The organism is Streptomyces sp. NPDC102259 (genome assembly GCF_044766465.1).
Classification (GTDB): Bacteria; Actinomycetota; Actinomycetes; order Streptomycetales; family Streptomycetaceae; genus Streptomyces.
In genome coordinates this window covers 563,328-584,554 of the sequence record NZ_JBIWMA010000002.1, presented here as the reverse complement: position 1 = coordinate 584,554, position 21,227 = coordinate 563,328, and the positions used below count along the sequence as shown (strand labels likewise).

The following is a 21,227-nucleotide window of genomic DNA, read 5'->3' as shown; positions in this document are numbered from 1 at the left end:
TCGAGGGCTCGGGGCGCGGTCAGTTCGTCGTCGCGGGGAAACAGGCGCTCGACGGCTGCGACGACGGCGATTCGGCGGCGCTCACGATGCGGTCGCGACCGAGTCTGCGCAGGATGAGGGTCTCATGTCTCCACGCTACCCGACCAAACCGTTTGGTTTGCCACCGGGCGATGGTCGGCGTAGGCTTCAAACCGAACTGTTTGGTTTCACATCAGGAGATCCTCATGCAGCAAAGGACACTCGGCGCCCAGGGCCTGGCCGTCTCGGCGATCGGCTACGGCTCGATGGGCCTGACCATGGCCTACGGCCCCGGTGACGAGGAGGCGGGCATCGCAGCCATCCGCCGTGCCCACGACCTGGGCGTCACCTTCTTCGACACCGCCGAGCTCTACGGCTGGGGCACCGGCTCCAACGAGATCCTGGTCGGCAAGGCGGTCAAGGACTTCCGCGACGAGGTGGTCCTGGCCACCAAGTTCGGCTTCGACCTGTCCGACCTGTCCCAGGGGTTCGGCGTCAACAGCCGCCCCGACAACATCCGCAAGGTCGCCGACAACAGCCTGCGCTACCTGGGCGTCGACCAGATCGACGTCTTCTACCAGCACCGCGTCGACCCGGACGTGCCGATCGAGGACGTCGCGGGGACGGTGAAGGAGCTGATCGACGCGGGCAAGGTGAAGTACTTCGGTCTCAGCGAGGCAGGCCCGGAGACGATCCGCAAGGCGCACGCCGTCCAGCCGGTCTCGGTCCTGCAGACCGAGTACTCGCTGTTCGAGCGCGAGGTCGAGCAGCTCTTCCCGCTCCTTGAGGAACTCGGCATCGGCTTCGTCCCCTACTCGCCCCTCGGCCGCGGCTTCATCACCGGCACCGCCAAGCCCGCCGGCTCATACGACGCCACCGACATGCGCAACACCGACCCGCGCTGGCAGCCCGGCAACTTCGAGAAGAACGTCGAAGCCGTGGACCGACTCGGCCGGCTGGCCACGGCCAAGGGCATCACCGTCTCCCAGCTCGCCCTGGCCTGGCTGCTCGCCCAGGGCGAGCACATCGTCCCGATCCCGGGCACCCGGAGCGCCGCCCGCATGGAGGAGAACGCCCGCGCGGCCGACGTCACCCTCACCGAGGCCGACCTCGCCGCGATCCACGAGATCCTCCCGACCGGCGGATTCGGCGCCCGCTACGCCGCGGAGCACATCCCCAACTGGGTCTGACCCCAGCCCGAGCGGACCTGCGAATCGATCGGGAGCCCCGCGGTGTGAGCGCCCGTTGCCCGTAGGGCCAGGGGTCCGGGGCCAGGGGTCCGGGGGCCGCCGTCGCGCTCTGCTCATGGATCGGGCGTGGTGTCGCGGGCCGCGTAGGCGGCCGGGGTGAGGCCGGTGCGGTCGCGGAAGAAGCGGCCGAAGTTCGCGGGGTCGGTGAAGCCGAGGTGGGCGGCCACGGACCGGGCGTCCCACCGGGCGCCTCTCAGCAGGCGGCGGGCTTCGAGGAGGCGCCGCTCGTCGATGAGCTCGCGCACCCCCTTGCCCGTGGCGTCCCGGGCGGCGCGGCTGAGGGTGCGGACCGAGCAGCCGAGCAGCTCGGCGTAGTCCGCGGCCTGGTGCAGTTCGCGGAAGTGCAGCTCCAGGGCGTCCAGGAAGCGTCCGTACCTGTCGGCGCGGCCGGTGCCGGCCGTGGCCGTTGCGACGGGGACGACGCCCGGGGAGTCGGCCAGGCGCAGCAGCAGCGATTCGAGCAGGCTGCGCCGCAGGGCGTGGTGGACGTCGAGCGGGCGGCGCCCGAGTGCGCGGTGGTCGCGGGCAACGTGTGGAGTCAGCACCGCACCGTCAAATCACCATGAACTGCGCGTCCTGGACGGTACTCGTTTCGACACCATCGCTCTCCTGAACCGCCTTTCCACGAGTCGGCATGGTGGCCGCACGCATAGCGAACCCTCGAACTATGTTGCCCCGCCATATGTGCGCCTGACCTGCGGATTCCTACGGTGTGGCGACACGCAAACGTCCCCGTCACACCCCAGGAAGTGGTGCCGATGTCGTCGCCCGCAACCGCTCCACCAGCCCCGAACAACCTCAAGCGCATCGTCGCCGCGTCTCTCATCGGCACCACCGTCGAGTGGTACGACTTCTTCCTCTACGGCTCGGCCGCCGCTCTCGTCTTCAACAAGCTGTTCTTTCCGGGCTCCGACCCTCTCGTCGGCACGCTCCTGTCGTTCCTGACCTACGCCGTCGGTTTCGCCGCGCGGCCGCTCGGCGCGCTGGTCTTCGGGCACTACGGGGACCGGCTCGGGCGCAAGAAGCTGCTGGTGCTGAGCCTGCTGCTGATGGGCGGGGCGACCTTCGCGATCGGGCTGCTGCCGACGCACGCGACCGTCGGGAGCGCCGCCCCGGTGCTGCTGACCGTGCTGCGGCTGGTCCAGGGGTTCGCGCTCGGCGGTGAGTGGGGCGGAGCCGTTCTGCTCGTGTCCGAGCACGGGGACGCTCGGCGGCGCGGCTTCTGGGCCTCCTGGCCGCAGACGGGCGCGCCCGCGGGGCAGTTGCTCGCGACCGGGGTGCTGTCCCTGCTCACGGCCGTGCTCTCGGACGCCGCCTTCGTCTCCTGGGGCTGGCGGATCCCCTTCCTGCTCTCCGGGGTGCTGGTCGTCGTCGGTTTGTGGATACGTCTGTCTGTCGATGAATCCCCGGTGTTCCGGCAGGCGTTGGCGCAGGCCGAGGCCCGTAAGGCAGTACGGTCGGCGCAGGCGGAGGCCGATCCGCTGCCGCTGGTGTCGGTGCTGCGGCACCACTGGCGTGACGTGCTCGTCGCGATGGGCGCGCGGATGGCGGAGAACATCTCCTACTACGTCATCACCGCCTTCATCCTGGTCTACGCGACCACCTCGGCCGGCGTCTCCAAGCAGACCGCGCTCAACGCCGTGCTCATCGCCTCCGCCGTGCACTTCGCGGTGATCCCGGCCTGGGGTGCGCTGTCCGACCGGGTCGGGCGACGGCCGGTGTACCTGCTGGGCGCGGTCGGGATCGGGCTCTGGATGTTCCCGTTCTTCTCGCTCGTCGACACCGGCGCCTTCGGCAGTCTCGTGCTCGCCGTGACGGTGGGTCTGATTCTGCACGGGGCGATGTACGCGCCCCAGGCCGCCTTCTTCTCCGAGATGTTCGCGACCCGGATGCGCTACTCCGGCGCGTCCATCGGCGCCCAGTTCGCCTCGGTCGCGGCGGGCGCGCCGGCGCCGCTGATCGCCACCGCGTTGCTGGCCGACTACGACAGCTCCACCCCGATCGCCCTCTACGTGATCGCCGCGGCCCTGGTGACGGTCGTCGCCGTGGGGGTCGCCAAGGAGACCCGGCACCGCGACCTGGCCGACGCCGACCCCGGCGTGGGCGCGGAGCACCCGCAGACCGCGACGACGGACGCGCGCGCTGTCTGATCCCGTCCTCGCGCCCGCCGCACAGCCGCCTCCGTACGCCGTCCGCGCGTACGGAGGTCGGTCAGTGCGGTGCCGCAGTCGCCAACCGGCGCAGTCTCAGCGCGAGTTGGATCTCCAGTGCGCGGGCGGGGCTCTGCCAGTCGTCGCCCAGGAGGCGGCCGACGCGTTCGAGTCTCTGGGCCACCGTGTTGACGTGGACGTGCAGTTCGTCCTTGGTGCGGGCCGGGCTCATGCCCGAGGTGAAGTACGCGTCCAGGGTGCGCAGCAGGTCGGTGCCGCGTCGTTCGTCGTAGGCGGCGACCCGGCCGATGGTGCGGTCCACGAAGCCCGACACGTCCCGGTCGCCGGCGAGGAGCAGCCCCAGGAAGCCGAAGTCCTCGGCGGCCGCCCCGTCGCCGGAACGGCCCAGCAGCCGCAGGGCGTCGAGACACCGGCGGCCCTCCGCGTACGCGGCGACCACCTTGTCCGGTTCGGCGGCGAGGCCCCGCACCGGTGCGGACGCGCCGACGGTGACCGCTTCGTGGACGGCGGTGCCCAGATGCAGCGCGGTACTGCGGGCCAACTCCGTCGCGGTGTCTCCGGGTTGCAGGGGCAGCAGCAGGACGGTGCCGCCGTCGCGGGCGGCGGCCAGGCCGTGCCGGGTGGCGGCGAGGTGGGAGGCGGCGGACCACAGGCGGCGGCGCGCGGCCGCCTCCTGGTCGGCGTCGGGTGCGTCGGCGTCGGGTGCGGCGGCGTCGAGACGGGCCGCGAGCACGACGTGGGTCGCGTCGAGGTCGGCGTGCAGTCGGGCGGCGCGCTCGCGCAGCAGGCGCGGGTCACGGTCGCGGGCCTCGATCAGGTCGTCGAGGAGCTCGCCTCGCACGCGCTGTTCGGCCTCGGCGGCGGAGCGTCTGGCCAGCAGGAGCAGGGAGGTGACCATCGCGGCCCGCTCCAGGGTGCGCTGGTCGACCGGGTCGAGGCCCGGGTGGCCGCGGAGCACCAGGGCGCCGAGCAGTTCCCCGCCTGCCGCGACCGCCGCGATCCAGTCCTGCTGATGACGGACGGCGTGGCCTTCCGCGCGGGAGGTCTCCACCGCGGCGGCCGGCGCGCTCTCCAGGAACTCCACGGTGCCGTCGAGCACTTGGGAGACCGCGGCGGCCACGTCGTGGACCCCGCCGCCGCGCAGGACCAGTTCGGCCAGCCGGTCGTGCACGTCGGAGGCACGCTCGATGACGGCGCTGCGGTCCTGGATGATCTCGTTGGCGCGCTCCAGGCCGGCCAGTGCCGAGCGCGTCTCGGTGAGCAGGTTGGCGGTGTCGATGGCGGCCGCGGCGAGCGCGGCGAAGGATCCGAGCAGGGCGATCTGCTCCCGTTCGAAGACCCGGGCGCGCCGGTCGGCGGCGAACAGCACCCCGATGACGTGGGGCCCGAGCATCAGCGGAACCCCGAGGATCGCGACCAGTCCCTCGTCGCGTACGCCCGCGTCGATGGTCGTCGTGTGCCGGAAGCGGTGGTCGCGGAAGTAGTCGTCGGTGACGTAGGGACGGGCCGTCTGGGCGACCAGGCCGCCGAGCCCCTCCCCCATTCCGAGGCGCAGCTGCTGGAAGCGGGCGGCGACCGAACCCTCGGTGACCCGCATGTACGTGTCGCCCCTGGCCGGGTCGTGCAGGCTGAGGTAGGCGATGTCGGTGCCGAGCAGCGAGCGGGCCCGTTGCACGATCGCCTGGAGCACGGCGTCCACGTCGCGTGGGCCCGCGAGGTCGTGGGCCGTCTCGAAGAGGGCGGACAGCTCGGCCTCGCGTCGGCGTCGGCCCTCCAGCTCGGAGCGGACCCGCAGCGCGAGCAGCTTGGCGTGTTCGAGTGCCGCGATCCGCTCGCCGGACCCTCCCTCGGCGCGGGCGAGCAGCACGGGCCGGTCGTACGCCTCGGCGGCCGCGCCCCGGGCGAGCAGCTCGAGGAACGGCGCGTCGGCGTCGTACGTGGGACCGGGGGCGGCCATGGCGCCCTTCAGGTGATCGCGGGACATGCTCACAGGATTCCTCATCGCCGGGCCGCCCCGTCAGCCCTGTGGACAACCCCGCCGCCGCGGGACGGCAGGGTGCTCGGTGCGCTCAGTGCGCGGTCCAGCCGCCGTCGAGGACCAGCGAGGTGCCCGTCATGAAGGACGCCTGCGGGCCGCACAGGTACGCGACGGCCTCGGCGACCTCCTCCGGTTCGATGAGCCGTTTGACGGCGCTGTCCCGCAGCAGCACGTCGGCCAGTACGCGTTCTTCGGGCACGCCGTGGGTCCGTGCCTGGTCGGCGAGCTGCCGCTGCACGAGCGGGGTGCGCACATAGGCGGGGTTGACACAGTTGGAGGTCACACCGTGGGGCGCACCTTCCAGGGCGGCGGTCTTGGAGAGGCCCTCGAGTCCGTGTTTGGCGGCGACGTACGCCGACTTGTAGGCGGAGGCGCGCAGTCCGTGCACGGAGGACACGTTGACGATGCGGCCCCAGCCCTGCCCGTACATGTGGGGCAGGGCGCCGCGGATGAGCCGGAACGGCGCCTCCAGCATCACGGTGAGCACCGTGTGGAAGACGTCCGGCGGGAACTCCTCCAGCGGGGCCACCCGCTGCAGCCCGGCGTTGTTGACCAGGACGTCGGTCCCTGCGGCGGCGAGTTCGGCGGCGTCCAGGTCGGTGAGGTCGAGGACGTACGGTTCGACCGAGCCGGGCAGACCGGCCGCGCTCCCGGCGAGCGTCTCCAGTCCTGCCGCGTCCCGGTCGACGGCGCGCACCTTGGCGCCCGCGGACGCCAGCCGCAGCGCACAGGCCCGTCCGATGCCGCCGGCCGCGCCGGTGACGAGGGCGGTGCGACCGCCGAGGTCGAGCGAGGGGACGGCGGGGCCGGGAGCGGCGACCTGGGGCGAAGTCATGCGACGAGCCTAGGCAGTGCCGGGCCCTCGCCCCATGTGGTCCCCGCCCATATTTCACACGGAAGGCGTGGTCTCGAACCATGTGGGTTCGTCGGTGAGCGCCTGCTTGATGCGGAACAGCTGCCGGTCCTGCATCGCCGGCAGCGCGTCCAGCTCGAACCAGCCGACCTCGACGGACTCGTCGTCATTGACCCGCGCCTCGCCGCCCACGGCCCGGCAGCGGAACGTGACGTCCATGAACTGGCATTCGTCGCCGTTGGGAAACTCCACCCGGCTCCCGGCACGGACCAGGACGACGCGCTCGGGGACGCAGTGCACGCCCGCCTCCTCGTACACCTCCCGCACCGCGCAGTCCGCGGGCTGCTCGCCCGGTTCCGGGATGCCCGAGATCACGCACCACTGGTGGTTGTCCGCGCGCTGGCCGAGCAGCACCCGCCCCTCGTCGTCGAAGACGACGGCGCTGACGCCGGGGAGCCAGAGCAGCTGGTGGCCCGCGGTGGCCCGGATCTCGGTGATGAAGTCAGGAGTCGGCATACGGCGACCCTATCCGGACCGCCAGTTCAGTCGGTGGCGCTCCGTCGGGCCCGCACGCCGGCGCCGATCGCCCATCCCAGGCCGCCCACGGCGACGAGCACCAGGGCGATCTCGGGCAGGATGCCGAGCTTCGTCGCCGGCGTCTCGGAGGAGCGCAGGGGCACCTTCTGCACCAGGGAGTCCGCGACGAACATGCCGGTCTTCTGGGTGATCTTCCCGTCCGGCATGATGATCGCGCTGACGCCGCTGGTCACGGGCACCGTGACGGTACGGCTGTGCTCGACGGCGCGGACCCGTGACATGGCCAGCTGCTGGTAGGTCATCTCGCTGCGGTCGAAGGTGGCGTTGTTGCTGGGCACGGAGATCAGCTGGGCGCCGTGGGTGACCGTGTCCCGCACGGCCCAGTCGAAGGCCGCCTCGTAGCAGGTGGCGAGGCCGACCTCGGTGCCGTCCATGTCGAACACGCCGGGCTTGGTGCCCCGGCTGAAGTCCTGGCCGACCATGGAGGTCCAGTTCTCGTTGATGGCGCCGATGAACGAGCGCAGCGGGAGGTACTCGCCGAACGGCTGGACCTGCCGCTTGTCGTACGTCTGGGTGGGCCCCTTCACCGGGTCCCACAGGATCTGCTCGTTGTAGAGCTTGCCGTCCCGCTCGACCACGCCGCCGACCGAGACGGGCGCGTTGATCGCCTTGGCCGCCTTGTCGATGACGGCGGCGGCGTCCGCGTAGGCGAAGGGGTCGATGTCCGAGGAGTTCTCGGGCCACAGGACGAAGTCGGGCTGGGCGACCTTGCCCGCCTTGACCTCGGCGGCCAGGCGCTCCGTCTCGCGCGCGTGGTAGTCGAGCACGGCCCGGCGCTGGGCGTTGAACTCCAGACCGAGACGGGGGACGTTGCCCTGGATGACGGCGACCGTCGCGGTGCCGTCCTCCGCCTTGTCGCTGACCAGCGAGCGGGCGGCCACGGCGCCGACGACCGGGACGGCCACGCTGAGCAGCGCCAGGGCGGCCGCCGACCGCCGCACCTCACCCGAGCGCCGCCGCTCCAGGACGAGGCGTACGACCTCGTACAGGCCGAAGCCGCACAGGACGACGGCGAAGCCGAGAACGGGGGTGCCGCCGACCGCGGCGAGGGGCAGGAAGACGCCGTCCGCCTGGCCGAAGGCGATCTTGCCCCAGGGGAAGCCCCGGAAGGGCACGCGCGCGCGTGCCGCCTCGCCGGCGATCCAGAGCGCCGCCGCCCACAGGGGCCAGGCCGGCAGCTTCGACACGGCCGCGACGCCCACGGCGACCAGCGCGACGAAGACCGCCTCGATGACCACCAGGGCGAGCCAGGGCCCGGGGCCCACCTCGACGCCGGTCCACACCAGGAGCGGCAGCAGGAAGCCCAGTCCGAAGAGGTAGCCGAGACCCAGCGCGGCCTTCCAGCTGCGCCCGCGCAGCACCCAGCCGAGGACGGCGAAGGCCGGCAGCGCCAGCCACCACAGGGTGCGTGGCGGGAAACTGACGTAGAGCAGCACTCCGGAGAGCGCCGCAGCGGCGGCCGGGACGAGGCGCAGAAGCCGCGCGCCGCGCGAGGCCCGCGCGGCCTGGGGCTCCAGCTGGTCCGGCTGGCCCACGGAAGTTGCGGTGACGGTCACTCCGGGAGTGTACGGCGAGTGACCTTTTGGCCGACAGCGCAGTCCGAGGGGCGGCCTCCGCTTACCGCACAACCCGGCGCAACTCATCCACAAACCGCCCATCAGCCGTTACGGTGTGCCAGTGCCCCAGTCGCGCGCGGGCGAGCGGGGTCCGTCACGGTTCAGGGCCGTCACGGTCGGGGGGCGACCGGGTTCGGGGGGACGGGTGGGTTCCACGGGGATGACGTCTGCGGCCGACGCGGACGCGGACGGGGAAAGACGAAACGTTTCTGACGCGGCGGGCGTGGCCGTGCTCGGGGCCTGCGCCATCTGGTCCCTGGTCACCGCCACCGTGCACGGGGGACGCCCCGAGGGTGTCCTGCTCGCGGTGCTGGCGGTGGCCGCGGGCTATGCGGCGGGGCGGATCCTCGGAGTGTTGCTGCCGGTCGCCGCGCCCTGTGCCGGGGCGCTGGCGGGGCTCGCCCTGTCGGTGGCCCGGCCCCGGCTCGCTCCGGGCCCCGAGATCGTCGCGCCGCTGGGCCACGCCGGCGCCACCGCCGCCGTACTGACCCTGTCGGCCGGCGCCGCGTGCTGCGCCGCCTGGGCGACCCCCGTGCCGGCGCTGCGGCTCGGGCTGCGGCTGCTCGCCGGAGGCATCGCGGTCACCGGGTCCCTCCTGGGCTCGACCACGGCCGTGGTGACCTGCTGCGCGGTGCTGCTGTGCTCCCTGGCCGCCGGCCGGCTGCGCCACCGGGGACCGGCTCTCGCGGCCCTGGCCACAACCGCCGTCCTGGTGACGGGCCTGCCCTGGGCGGTCGCCGGGAACGCGCTGCCCGGCGGCCCCGCCGAAAGACTGACGGACCGGCTGACCGCGCACCGGGTCGCGCTGTGGCGCGACGCCCTGGGCATGGCCCACCGGGAGGCCGGCCTCGGCGTGGGCCCCGGGCGCTTCGGGGAGCTGAGCGGTACGGCGGCGCAGTCGACGCTGTCGGACGGCAAGCCGCACTCGGCGCCGCTGCAACTGGCGGCGGAGCAGGGTGTCGTCGGGGTGCTGTTGCTCGCCGCGGCCTTCTGCTGGGTGCTGTTCACCCTGTGGCGCGCACCGCGCCCCACTTCGGTCGTGCTGACCGCGGGTTCCACGCTCACGGCCCTGGCCGCCGTCGCCGCGATCGGCAACGCGCTGAGCTTCACCACGGTGTCGGTCGGCGCGGGGCTGCTGGCCGGCCTGGCCACGGCCCGACCGCTCGCCGAGGAACCCGTGGCGCCCGAGGCCCGGCCGGAGTTCGACCGGGACCTGCGCCACGGCGACCGCCCGACCGCCTGACCTCGGCGCGTCCCCGGTGCGGGCGTCAGGGCGTGGTGCCCGGGGCGCCCGTCCGCAGCCGACCCCTGATGGCGCGCACCGCCGACTCCGCGTCGTCCACGGTGATCGTGAACGTGTGGCCGTCCCAGAGCCGCAGCACTACGCCCTCGCCACGGCGGACGACGACGGCCGTGCCCTTCTCGGGCCGCCAGCGATAGCCCCAGCCGCCCCAGTGGCGCGGGGTGACGAGCGGCACGAAGTCGGCCCCGGCGACATGGGCCAGCGGGATCCGCCGGCGCGGCAGCCCGACGTGGCCGCAGCGCACTTCGAGCGAGTCCTTGTCGAGTTTCAGGTCGACGTGGACGAAGGCGAGGGTGCCGAAGAGAACCAGCAACCCGGCGGCGATACAGCCGACGACGGACATGGCGAGCGGGGCGACGCCGGACGTCCACGCGGATTCGACGGCGAGCTCGACGCCGAGCGCCATACAGGCGGCGCCGACGAGCGCCAGCACCCACTGGAACCGGTTGGTGGCGCGCCCGGTCCAGACGTCGGGATGCGGGGCATCGGCATGCGGGACGTCGGGAAGCGGGATGCTCTCGTCGTGGGGGTGGTCCCTCATATTCATGAGATTACTCAGGTTTCGCTGCGCCGGTAGCGCGTTGCGCACGGTGACTGCTCCGCCTGGGCGGCAAGCGGCCCCAAAGGGCCGGTCCCCCTGCCCGTCGGTCACTGGGCGGAGCTGACGGCCTCCAGCAGTCGGCCTTCCGCGTAGGCCAGAGCGGGCGCCGGCAGAGCGCCCGGACGGCCGCTGAGGAGAACCGTCACGGTGCCGAGCGCCGCGGCCTCGGGTGCGGGACCCGCTCCGATGCGGCGCAGTGCCTGCGCGGCCACCGCACCGGCCGAGCCGTGCAGGACGAGCGGCGGCCGGCCGGGGCGCTGCACGGCGGCACGGATGCGGTCGGCGACCAGTTCGTAATGGGTGCAGCCCAGGACGACGGTCGTTACTTCCTCAGGGGTGAGGGCGGCGGCCGCGGCGACCGCGGTGTCGATCGCCGCCTCGTCGGCGTGCTCGACCGCCTCCGCCAGTCCCCAGCAGGGCACTTCGGCGACCGTGACGTCACCGGCGAAGTCCCGGATGAGGTTGCGCTGGTAGGGGCTGCCGGTGGTGGCGGGCGTGGCCCAGATCGCGACGGGGCCGCCGCCGGCCGCGGCCGGCTTGATCGCCGGGACGGTGCCGATCACCGGGATGCCGGGCTCGAGGAGGGACCGCAGCGCGGGCAGGGCGTGCACGGTCGCCGTGTTGCAGCCGACGATGAGCGCCTCGGGCCGGTGCGCGGCGGCGGCCGCGGCGACGGCCACGGCACGCTCGGTCAGGTCTTGCGGAGTGCGCGGCCCCCAAGGCATGCCGTCGGGGTCGAGGGAGAGCACGAGATCGGCGTCGGGCCGCAGGCGCCGTACCGCGACGGTGGCCGCCAGCAGGCCGATTCCGGAGTCCATGAGCGCGATCTTCACCCGGCCACCATAGACGATGTGCTCTTGCGGCCCAGTGGCGTGGGGCAGACTGCGCGCGTGAGCGCCATCGTGTGGATCGCCGCCATGTCTGTGGCCGCCTGGCTGTGGCTGCTGCTCTGTCAGGGCTTCTTCTGGCGCACGGACGTCAGGCTGCCGGCCCGGGAGGAGCCGCTGGAGTGGCCGTCCGTCTGCGTCGTCGTCCCCGCGCGCGACGAGGCGGCGGTGCTGTCCGCGAGTCTGCCCTCCCTGCTCGCGCAGGACTACCCGGGGCGGGCGGAGATCTTCCTCGTCGACGACGGCAGCTCCGACGGCACGGGGGAACTGGCGGGCGCGCTCGCCCGCAGGCACGGCGGGCTCCCGCTGACCGTGGACTCCCCCGGCGAACCTCCGGCGGGCTGGACCGGGAAGCTGTGGGCGGTGCGTCACGGCATCGGTTTGGCACGCGCGCGTGAGCCCGAGTACCTCCTTCTCACGGACGCCGACATCGCGCACGGGCCCGACAGCCTGCGGGAGCTGGTGGCGGCGGCGCGCACCGGAGGGTTCGACGTCGTCTCCCAGATGGCACGGCTGCGGGTGGAGAGCCCGTGGGAGCGGCTGGTGGTCCCCGCCTTCGTCTACTTCTTCGCGCAGCTCTACCCCTTCCGGCGGATCGGCCGACGTGGGGCGCGGACGGCGGCCGCGGCGGGCGGTTGCGTCCTGCTGCGCACCGACGCGGCCGAACGCGCGCGGATCCCGGACGCCATCCGGCATGCCGTCATCGACGACGTGGCGCTCGCGCGGGCCGTGAAGGGCGCGGGCGGCCACATCTGGCTGGGGCTGGCCGACCGGGTGGACAGCGTGCGCCCGTACCCGAGGCTGCACGACCTGTGGCGGATGGTCTCGCGCAGCGCCTACGCCCAGCTGCGGCACAGTCCGCTCCTGCTGGCCGGCACGGTGCTCTGCCTCGCGCTGGTGTACCTGGCGCCTCCGCTCGCCCTGCTCGGCGGGCTCGCCGCCGGCCGTACGGCCACCGCGGTGTTCGGCGGTCTGGCATGGCTGACGATGGCGGGCACGTACGTCCCCATGCTGCGCTACTACCGTCAGCCGCTGTGGCTCGCTCCCCTGCTGCCGTTCACCGCGTTCCTCTATCTGCTGATGACGGTCGACTCCGCGGTCCAGCACTACCGGGGACGCGGCGCGGCCTGGAAGGGCCGCACCTACGCCCGTCCGGACGCCGTCGCCGACGAGGGCTGAGCCGTCGTACAGGGGCCCCTCTGTGCAGGGGCCCCGACCACAGGGGCCTCTATTTGCGGCCGGGCGTCCAGTTCATGCCCCACCCATAGATGTGGTCGACGGTCCGCTGCGGGCTCACCCCGCGCTCGGGCACCAGGTAGCGGGCCTCGCGCTGGACGACGAGGTCACCCCCGTTGTTGGTGATCAGCGCGAGCGCGCACACGGTCGAGGGGACGGTGCACTCGTCCAGGGAGAAGTCGATCGCGGCGCCGAACTGGGGTTGCAGCGTGACCGTGGCGTGCAGGTCGGCGAAGGAACGGGCGCCCTCGTAGATGGTCACGAAGACGAGGATGCGCCGGAAGTCGTTCTTGTGGTCGAGGTTCACCGTGAGGTTCTCACCGCTCGTCACGGCGCCGGTACGGTCGTCGCCGTCGAGGTGGATGTACGGCGGTTGGTGCAGGGCTCCGAAGGCGTTGCCGAGGGCCTGGACCACGCCCTTGCGGCCGTCGGCGAGCTCGAACAGGGCGCACAGGTCGAGGTCGAGGTCGTTGTGCATGGCGACCGCGCGGCCGCGCTTGCTGCCCCACCCGGAGAACTGCTTGCGCACCTCCCAGTTCAGGTTCACGCGCAGGGCGCCCGAGGTGCCGCCCTGCTTGCTCAGGGACACCGACGGGGCGGCCTTGGTCAGCGTCACCTTGGTCAGCCGGACGGGCGTGACGGGCGGTGCCGGCGGCGGGGGCGGCGGGGCCTGGTGGACGGGCGGGGGCACCGTGGCCGGAAAGGCGGGCATGGTCGGCGGCTGGGGCGGCGGGGCCTGACGGGCCGACGGGGCCGGGGCGGCCGCCTGCCGCGGCTCGTCCACGGCGATCCCGAAGTCGGTGGCCAGGCCTTCGAGACCGCTGTCGTAGCCCTGTCCGACGGCCCGGAACTTCCAGGCGCCCTGGCGGCGGTAGAACTCTCCCAGCACGAAGGCCGTCTCCACCGTCGCGCCCGCGCTGTCGAACCGCGCCACGACGGTGCCCTGCGCCGCGTCCCGTACCTCGATGTAGAGGTCCGGGACCCGGCCGAACGGGCCGCCGTCCGACGAGGCCGCGAGGACGATGGTCTCGATCGCGGGCTCCACGCGCGCGAGGTCGACGAGAAGGCTGTCGGTCACCCGGCCGCCTGCCTCGTGCTTGCCCTCGTGGCGGACGGCTCCGGAGGAGTGGGACGGCTGGTTGTAGAAGACGAAGTCCGCGTCGGAGCGAACCTTTCCGCCCACGAGCAGCAGTGCCGACGCGTCCGCGTCCGGGACTCCCGGTCCCGAGCGCCAGCCCAGTTCCACCCGCAGTGCCGTGGTCGGCACCGGAGCATTGGACCCCTTCGACATTGACATGTACGCCCCCATCGCGTGTCAGTGCACCGGGCCGCGCGCCTCGGCACCCCCGGGTTGTCTTTCCGGCCAACCTATTCCGCGGGACGGGGAACTCCCATCGGGAGCGCAGGATCAGCCCCGACCAACCGCCGGTAACCCGCTCGGAACTCGGCCTTTACACGATCGGAAGGACGCGCGCCGTCCTTTTTTCCCACGTTCGCTCGCATTGGGGGTCCGAGGTCACCGCGGACACGGAAATCAACCCTCTTATCGGTCTCCCCAACCAGCACATCGTGGGCTTAACTTATGTGCCATGACCTCCCCCCGCTCCACCTATGGCGGCGGCTACTACGCCTCCTTCCCGGACACTCCGATCTACGACTCTCTCGTGGCCGAGCGGGGCACCCCGCAGATCGCCCCGATCCGGGTCCCCGCCGCGTACGACATGGGCAGCAGCAACCTGCCCGCGTTGCCGTCGGCGCTGCCCGCCCTCCCGGCGGGCCCCTCGCAGTCCTACGGCTACGGCTACCCGCAGGCGCAGCAGCCCGCTCCGTTGCAGCAGGCTCCGGCGGCGTACATCCCGCCGCAGGCCGGCGCGCCGCGCGGCTACCCCGGACCCCAGGCGCAGCAGCAGCCGCGTCCGGCGGGCCCCGGCACGGGCTACGACGCCATGCGCCCGGCCGCTCCCCGGCCCGCCGCTCCCCAGTACCAGGACCCGTACAACCAGCAGTACCGGGGCTACTGAGCCCACGGGGTCGTCGGTGCCACCTGGCAGGATGACCCCATGGGGCATGTGAAGCTGCTGTCGATGCACGTCCATCCGGTCAAGGCGTTCCGGGGCCAGACACCCCGGGAGGCCGTCGTGGAGCCCTGGGGGCTGGCCGGAGACCGACGGTGGGCGCTGATCGACGCCGGGGGAAAGGTCGTCACACAACGTCAGCAGCCGCGCCTCGCGCTCGCCGCCGCCGAGCTCCTGCCCGGCGGCGGCGTGCTGCTGTCCGCGCCCGGTCTGGAGCCGCTGACCGTGCCGGTGCCCGAGCCGGTGGGCACGGTGTCGATGGAGATCTTCCGTGACAAGGTGGAGGGGGTCCTCGCCGACGACGCCGCGCACGCCTGGTGCAGCGCCCACCTCGGCGCCGACGTGCGGCTGGTGCACATGGACGACCCCGCGACCCGTCGGCCCGTCGACCCCGAGTACGCGCGGCCCGGCGAGACCGTCACCTTCGCCGACGGATATCCGCTGCTGGTCACGACGACCGCTTCCCTCGACGCCCTCAACTCGCTGATCGCCCGGGGCGAGCACGCCGGGGAGGGACCGCTGCCGATGAACCGCTTCCGGCCGAACCTGGTCCTGGCGGGCGCCGAACCGTGGGCGGAGGACGGCTGGTCGCGCCTCGCCGTCGGCGAAGTCGAGTTCCGGGTCGCGAAGCCGTGCGGCCGATGCGTCGTGACCACCACCGACCAGGGCGCCGGGACACGCGGCAAGGAGCCCCTCTTCACCCTGGGCCGGCATCGGCGGCTCGGCGGCAAGCTGATCTTCGGACAGAACCTGGTGCCGCTCGGTCGCGGCACGATCAGAGTCGGTGATCCGGTGCGCGTCATCGCATAGTTCCGGCCCAGGTCGCAAGCCGGGCGATCGGTGGGAACCCCCGCCCCGCTCCCGAGCGTTGGGATGGGGTGAGAAGTTCATGAGAGGTCCCGGGCTCTGGTGATTTCGCTCTCTCTTTCCCCGGGCTCGCGCGTGAACGGCTCCAACGGGGGTTATCACGGAGCGGGAAGGGGGTGCGGGCGGTGCGAGCGATCGGCGGAATCTGGCGCTGGCGACACAACCCACTGCGCCGTACGACGGATCTGGTCGAGGCGTGGGTGGCCTTGTCGGCTCTCCTGTTGATCCTCCTCGTCGCGCCCGTGGTGGGTTCCCTCGTCGGCGCCGTGGCGCAGGACGTCCTCCAGCGGTCGGTCCACGAACAGCGGCAGTCCCGCCACGAGGTCACGGCCACCGTGGTGGGCAAGGTGAACGGTTCGCCGCTGGAGGTGGACCCGGAGACGGCCACCGGCCGGGAGACCCGCACCCGGGTCGTCGCGGACTGGACGGCGCCGGACGGCACGGCACAGCACGGCACGGTCCTGGCGGGTCTCAAGACCCCGCACAACGGCGACCACTTCGCGATATGGACGGACGGGCACGGCGCACTGGTGGCCCGCCCGCTGGACTCCGCCACGGCGACGACGCACGCCGTGCTCGCCGGCTTCGGCGCGGCCCTGCTCACCGCGGGCGCCGTCGAGGGCGCTCGGCGGCTGATCGTCTGGCGCATGGTCCGTCGCCGCCACGCCCGTTGGGACCAGGCATGGGACCGGGCGGGCCCGGACTGGGGCCGCACCGGCACCGGCAGCTGACGGCCTTCCGTCTCTGGTCAACCCACCACCCGCGCGCACGCTACGGTGGTCCGGCCGAACCATTCGGCATCAACCCGCGTACCACGAGGTGGGGGCACAGCAACGCCATGGCACAGGGCACGGTCCAGGTGACGCACACCGGCACATCGAGGTGGCGGCGCCGCACGGGTGAGTACGCGTCGCTCGCCGCCGCCCTGGAGGCCGCGGCCGAGGGCGACGTCCTCACCATCGCTCCCGGAACCTATCGGGAGAACCTGGTCGTGGAGCGGTCGGTGACCCTGCGCGGCCCCGAGGGCTCCCCCGGTTCCGTGCGCCTCGCGCCCGCGGACGGGGTGCCGTTGACCGTGCGCGCCTCGGCGGTGGTACAGGACCTGCACGTGGAGGGCCAGGACGCGGCCGCGCCCGCGGTGCTCGTCGAGGACGGCACCCCGGAGCTGCTGGACCTGCGGATCGTCACGCGGTCCGCGGCGGGCATCGAGGTGCGGGGCAGTGCCCGCCCGACGGTCCGGCGGTGCACCGTCGACAACCCGGCGGGCATCGGCATCGCCGTGGTCGACGGCGGCGGTGGCGTCTTCGAGGAGTGCGAGGTCGTCGCGGCGGGTCAGGCCGGCGTCTCGGTGCGCGGCGGCGCGCACCCCCGGCTGGAGCGCTGCCGGGTGCACCACACGTCGGGCGCGGGGCTGAGCGCGACCGGCGACAACTCCTCCCTGGAGGCGGTGGGCTGCGAGGTCTACGAGGTCCGGGGCAGCGGGGTCCAGATCACCGCCCGGGCCACCGCGCACCTCACCGACTGCGATGTGCACCGCACGACCTCCGACGGCGTCACGCTCGACACGGACGCCGTGCTCACCCTGGCCGACTGCCGTATCCACGACATTCCGGAGAACGCGGTCGACCTGCGCTCCCGTTCCGTACTGACGCTGACCCGCACGACGGTGCGTCAGTTCGGTCGCAACGGGCTGTCGGTGTGGGACCCGGGCACCCGCGTGGACGCCAACCAGTGCGAGATCTTCGACAGCACCGGCGACTACCCGGCCGTCTGGGTCAGCGACGGCGCCACCGCGGTCCTCGACTCCTGCCGGGTGCACGACGTGCCCGACGCGCTGTTCGTCCTCGACCGGGGCTCGCGTGCGGATGTCGTGGACAGCGACCTGTCCCAGGTGCGCAACACGGCCGTGTCGGTGAGCGACGGCGCGACGGCCCAGCTCGACGACTGCCGGATCCGGGACGCGGCGACCGGCGCGTGGTTCCGCGACCACGGCAGCGGCGGCACCCTCAACAACTGCACCGTGGACAGCACGCAGACCGGCGTGATCGTCACCAAGGGCGCCGATCCCACCGTCGAGCGCTGCACCGTCGACTCCCCCGCCGAGGCCGGGTTCTATGTGTCGGCCGGCGGTCGCGGCACGTTCCTGAACTGCCGGGTGACGAACAGCGGCGGCTATGGCTTCCACGTGATAGACGGCAGCCGTACGACGCTGCGCAAATGCCGTACGGAGCGCTGCGCGCGCGGGGGTTACGAGTTCGCCGACGCCGGGGGGGACGGGGGCCCGGGCTCCGGTCCCGTGGTCGAGGACTGCACCAGCGACGAGAGCGCGGGCGCGCGGACACCCGGGGCGGCGGCGCCGGAGCCGGTGGTGCAGACGACCGCGCAGTCGCCGGGCCTGCTGGGCATGGTCCCCGAACAGCGGGCCACCGCGCCGCAACCGGTCGCCGGTGAGCCGGAGTCGTCGGTGCGCAGCTCGAAGGACGTGCTCGGCGAGCTGGACACGCTGGTGGGCCTGGAGAGCGTCAAGCGCGAGGTGCGGGCCCTCATCGACATGATCGAGGTGGGCCGGCGCCGTCAGCAGGCCGGGCTCAAGGCGGCGTCCGTCAAGCGCCATCTGGTCTTCACCGGCTCCCCCGGCACCGGCAAGACGACGGTCGCCCGTCTCTACGGCGAGATCCTCGCCGCCCTGGACGTGCTGGAGAAGGGTCATCTCGTCGAGGTGTCCCGCGTCGACCTGGTCGGCGAGCACATCGGCTCGACGGCGATCCGCACCCAGGAGGCCTTCCAACGGGCGCACGGCGGTGTGCTGTTCATCGACGAGGCGTACGCGCTGTCGCCGGAGGACGCGGGCCGCGACTTCGGCAAGGAGGCCATCGACACCCTGGTCAAGCTGATGGAGGACCACCGGGACTCCGTGGTGGTGATCGTGGCGGGCTACACGGCGGAGATGGAGCGCTTCCTCTCGGTCAACCCCGGTGTGGCGTCCCGTTTCTCACGGACCATCACCTTCGGTGACTACGGGCCCGACGAACTGTTGCGGATCGTGGAACAGCAGGCCGAGGAGCACGAGTACCAGCTCGCCGCGGGCACCGCGGACGCCCTGCGGAAGTACTTCACGGAGCTCCCCAAGGGAGCCGCCTTCGGCAACGGGCGTACCGCGCGCCAGACGTTCGAGGCGATGGTGGAGCGGCACGCCGGCCGGGTCGCCCAGGTGACCGAGCCGAGCAAGGACGATCTGACACTGCTGTACGCGGAGGACCTGCCCGAGCTGCCCTGATCCGCTCAGGTGCGCTGCACGGGCAGCTCCGGTCGCAGCCGTCCCAGCAGCATCTCGCGCTCCTGCGCGAACGCCGGGTCGGCCTGGTAGTCGGAGTGGCCCAGGACGGGCGCGGGCAGCGGGTGTTCCTCGTCGCGGCCGTACGCCAGCGGGTCCGCGAGGGGCTCGCGGTCCACCTGGGGGCCGCAGTCGTCGCCGGCCAGCCGGACCGGGCCGCCGATGGGGTCGGTGAGCCGGTAGAGGTTGCGCCAGCAGGCGATGTCCTCGTGCAGGGCGGCGAGCGCGGCCGGACCGAAGTGGGCCGGGAACCAGCGGCCGTAGAGCCGCTCGATCGGGGAGCCGTAGGTGAGCAGGGCGACCCGTTTGCGGTCGGAGGGTTTCAGCTGCCAGGCCGCGGCGGCCGCGAGGACGCTGCCCTGGGAGTGACCGGAGATCACCAGCCGTCCGCCCGTGGCGCGCGTCCAACTGGCCATTCGCCAGGTCAGGTCGGGGACCGCGCGCTCGGCGTAGCAGGGCGGGGCGAAGGGGTGCGCGGCGCGCGGCCAGAAGGTGCCGACGTCCCAGAGGATGCCGATCGTGCGCCGCGCGGAGGCGTCCTTGTAGGCGCGCCGGCCCCAGGTGACGAAGAGTACGAAGCCGAGGCCGATGAGCCAGGAGCCCATCGCCTGTGCGGTCTGGGCGGCGCCATGGACGAAGGGCTGGGCGCCGTCCCCTGCGCGGACCGGGGTCTTGCCGGTGCCGAGGGCGCCGACGAGCGCGCCCGCGCCCAGGAGCAGGGTCGCGGTCGAGACCACGGCGACGAGGAGCGGGCCACGGTCGGTGAGGGTGGCCATCGCGCGGGCGCGGGCGATGCGACGGGTGCGGGCCGGGTCGCCGGGTCCGACCCCGTACTCGCGGCCCACGGCGTCCTGCTCGGCCCGGGTGAGCAGCCAGGTCTGCCGGCCGAGCAGTCCGCACAGCGCCAGCAGGACGACGAGCAGCACGGGGATCACGGACGCCTGCCAGGTCAGCAGCACGGGCGGTCCGTCGAGGAAGGTCCCGGTGCCGTCCAGCCAGTCCGACACCCGCTGCGACACGCCACCGGACATCACCCCGCCGAGCGCGCAGGCCAGCATCGCGACAGCGGGCCCGCCGAGGCCGCGCAGGGCGCAGCGCTCCTGCTGGGCGAGCTGAACCCGCTCGACGGCGGTGGCCGCGTTCGCGTCGGCGGACGCGGGGCGCTCACGTGGGCAATGGTGCAGGACGCGGGCGACGGCCGCGAGGGCGATCACCAGGACGCCCTGGGCGACGGCGAGGCCGCCGAAGGTCGCGTCGCCGGGGAGCCGGCCCTCGGAGTGCCAGCCGGGGCGCTCCCACCCGGCGTACACCAGGGTGAGGGCGAGCAGGACCAGGGCGGCCGACGGCAGCCGGTGGACGAGGTGCGCGTCGACGCGGCGGTCGAGGCGGTGCTCGCTGCGCCCCCGGCGGCACACCACCCACACCGTGGCCAGCGCGCCCGCCACCAGGGATGCCTCCAGCAACCGGCCGAGCCCGTCGAGGAGGGCGGGGCCGCCGGGTCGGCGGTCCTGCCGTACGGCCGCCGTACCGACCGCCGCGGCCACCGTCAGCAGTCCCGCCGCGGTGTGCGCCGCACGGAGGCGGGCCACCAGACGGCGCCCGTACCAGAAGCCCGGCCGGCGGAGCGCGGTGTGACCGGGGCCGTTCTCGGGTTCCGACGCGCGATCGAGGGGTTCCTGGGACTCGTACGCCCGCCAGGTGCGATGGGACAGGTACCACAGGAGACCGACGAGGGCGGTCGGGATCAGGGCGGCGAGGGCGAGCCGGCGGCCCGGCAGGCTCCACCAGCCGCCGTCGGAGACCGCCGGTGAGAGGAAGCCCAGCCAGGAGTGACGCTCGGCGCACGCGGTCGTGCCCGCGCACTGCCAGGCGGTCAGGTCGAGGGCGACCTCGCAGGCCGCGGCGACGAGCAGCACCGTCAGGCTCAGCGCGGCGAGCCGCACGAGCAGTCCGTACAGGCGCACCGCGCGGACGCCCTCCGGGGCGGCGGGCCGCATCCAGTGGGCGAGGTTGACGACCATGAACGGCAGCAGCAGGAGCCACAGGGCGCGGGTGCCGTTGCCCGAGGTGAGGTTGGACCACACATAGGCCTCGGGAACCGGGGCGTCGCGGCCTCGGTCGTCGGCGGGGCCGGTGTCCGCGGTGACGTCGTCGGCGCGCCGGAACACGGCCGCCGTGTCGTCGCCGGTGATCCGGACGGTGCGCGGATCGTTGAGCATCTTCTCGGGCGTGGCGCCACCCACGCCGTGTACCAGGAGTTCCAGGGCCGGTCTGTCCGCTGAGGCACGTTCCACTGTTCGCACTTCCCCCGTGACACGCCTTCGACATGCGTCCGTGCGGACATAAGGATCGCCACTTCAAAGGCTTGATACACCTCCCGT

At 73.0% G+C, this 21,227-nt stretch carries 16 protein-coding genes and 1 pseudogene; 8 read left to right on the top strand and 9 right to left on the bottom strand.

The annotated features are described in order from the left end of the window. The first annotated feature begins 224 nt into the window (after positions 1–224). Positions 225–1,208: an aldo/keto reductase gene (locus ACIRPU_RS07140; protein WP_403862776.1), complete on the top strand. Its 984-nt coding sequence runs from the start codon at positions 225–227 to the stop codon at positions 1,206–1,208. Positions 1,209–1,321: 113 nt separating this feature from the next. On the opposite strand, the pseudogene ACIRPU_RS07135 reads toward ACIRPU_RS07140, so the two are convergent. Beyond that, a pseudogene (locus ACIRPU_RS07135) lies at positions 1,322–1,816 on the bottom strand (helix-turn-helix domain-containing protein); the annotation flags it as partial. Positions 1,817–2,026: 210 nt separating this feature from the next. Between ACIRPU_RS07135 and ACIRPU_RS07130 the strand changes: the two are divergent. After that, complete coding sequence (locus ACIRPU_RS07130) at positions 2,027–3,418, top strand: MFS transporter (protein ID WP_403862773.1); 1,392 nt, start codon at positions 2,027–2,029, stop codon at positions 3,416–3,418. Positions 3,419–3,479: 61 nt separating this feature from the next. Here the strand turns inward: ACIRPU_RS07130 and ACIRPU_RS07125 are convergent, their stop codons facing one another. The 4 genes from ACIRPU_RS07125 to lnt all read right to left on the bottom strand — a co-directional run bounded on the left by ACIRPU_RS07125 (position 3,480) and on the right by lnt (position 8,483). Next, a complete protein-coding gene (locus tag ACIRPU_RS07125; protein ID WP_403862770.1) occupies positions 3,480–5,423 on the bottom strand; it encodes a helix-turn-helix domain-containing protein in 1,944 nt (647 codons plus the stop codon). 85 nt (positions 5,424–5,508) lie between these two features. After that, positions 5,509–6,312 carry a 3-hydroxybutyrate dehydrogenase gene (locus ACIRPU_RS07120; protein ID WP_403862767.1) on the bottom strand — a complete coding sequence of 268 codons (804 nt, stop codon included), beginning with the start codon at positions 6,310–6,312 and terminating at the stop codon, positions 5,509–5,511. 54 nt (positions 6,313–6,366) lie between these two features. Continuing rightward, positions 6,367–6,846, bottom strand: coding sequence for an NUDIX hydrolase (locus ACIRPU_RS07115; protein ID WP_403862764.1), 480 nt, complete (start codon positions 6,844–6,846; stop codon positions 6,367–6,369). Positions 6,847–6,872: 26 nt separating this feature from the next. After that, a complete protein-coding gene (gene lnt, locus ACIRPU_RS07110) occupies positions 6,873–8,483 on the bottom strand; it encodes an apolipoprotein N-acyltransferase (RefSeq protein ID WP_403862761.1) in 1,611 nt (536 codons plus the stop codon). Positions 8,484–8,703: 220 nt separating this feature from the next. Here lnt and ACIRPU_RS07105 point away from each other — a divergent pair, with 220 nt between their 5' ends. After that, complete coding sequence (locus ACIRPU_RS07105; RefSeq protein ID WP_403862758.1) at positions 8,704–9,786, top strand: O-antigen ligase family protein; 1,083 nt, start codon at positions 8,704–8,706, stop codon at positions 9,784–9,786. Between the two features lie 25 nt (positions 9,787–9,811). On the opposite strand, the gene ACIRPU_RS07100 is transcribed toward ACIRPU_RS07105, so the two are convergent. Beyond that, the gene (locus ACIRPU_RS07100) at positions 9,812–10,387 is read right to left on the bottom strand and encodes a hypothetical protein (RefSeq protein WP_403862755.1); all 576 of its coding nucleotides are present in this window, start codon (positions 10,385–10,387) and stop codon (positions 9,812–9,814) included. Between the two features lie 107 nt (positions 10,388–10,494). Next, positions 10,495–11,280 (bottom strand): glutamate racemase, encoded by a 786-nt coding sequence (locus tag ACIRPU_RS07095; protein WP_403862752.1) that lies wholly within the window; start codon positions 11,278–11,280, stop codon positions 10,495–10,497. A 69-nt stretch (positions 11,281–11,349) separates the two neighbouring features. Here ACIRPU_RS07095 and ACIRPU_RS07090 point away from each other — a divergent pair, with 69 nt between their 5' ends. After that, positions 11,350–12,513, top strand: a complete 1,164-nt coding sequence (locus ACIRPU_RS07090; RefSeq protein ID WP_403863575.1) for a glycosyltransferase — start codon at positions 11,350–11,352, stop codon at positions 12,511–12,513. A gap of 49 nt (positions 12,514–12,562) precedes the next feature. Here the strand turns inward: ACIRPU_RS07090 and ACIRPU_RS07085 are convergent, their stop codons facing one another. Continuing rightward, positions 12,563–13,861 carry a TerD family protein gene (locus ACIRPU_RS07085; RefSeq protein ID WP_403863572.1) on the bottom strand — a complete coding sequence of 433 codons (1,299 nt, stop codon included), beginning with the start codon at positions 13,859–13,861 and terminating at the stop codon, positions 12,563–12,565. A 298-nt stretch (positions 13,862–14,159) separates the two neighbouring features. Here ACIRPU_RS07085 and ACIRPU_RS07080 point away from each other — a divergent pair, with 298 nt between their 5' ends. From ACIRPU_RS07080 to ACIRPU_RS07065, 4 genes are all read left to right on the top strand, one after another. Continuing rightward, entirely contained in the window at positions 14,160–14,591 is a 432-nt protein-coding gene (locus ACIRPU_RS07080; RefSeq protein ID WP_020125984.1) for a DUF6643 family protein, read from the top strand. A 39-nt stretch (positions 14,592–14,630) separates the two neighbouring features. Next, positions 14,631–15,455 carry an MOSC domain-containing protein gene (locus tag ACIRPU_RS07075; RefSeq protein ID WP_403862749.1) on the top strand — a complete coding sequence of 275 codons (825 nt, stop codon included), beginning with the start codon at positions 14,631–14,633 and terminating at the stop codon, positions 15,453–15,455. A 182-nt stretch (positions 15,456–15,637) separates the two neighbouring features. Then, positions 15,638–16,243 (top strand): hypothetical protein, encoded by a 606-nt coding sequence (locus ACIRPU_RS07070; RefSeq protein WP_403862746.1) that lies wholly within the window; start codon positions 15,638–15,640, stop codon positions 16,241–16,243. Between the two features lie 107 nt (positions 16,244–16,350). Further along, complete coding sequence (locus ACIRPU_RS07065) at positions 16,351–18,789, top strand: right-handed parallel beta-helix repeat-containing protein (protein WP_403862743.1); 2,439 nt, start codon at positions 16,351–16,353, stop codon at positions 18,787–18,789. A 5-nt stretch (positions 18,790–18,794) separates the two neighbouring features. On the opposite strand, the gene ACIRPU_RS07060 is transcribed toward ACIRPU_RS07065, so the two are convergent. Further along, positions 18,795–21,140 carry a hypothetical protein gene (locus ACIRPU_RS07060; protein WP_403862740.1) on the bottom strand — a complete coding sequence of 782 codons (2,346 nt, stop codon included), beginning with the start codon at positions 21,138–21,140 and terminating at the stop codon, positions 18,795–18,797. Positions 21,141–21,227: the final 87 nt, after the last annotated feature.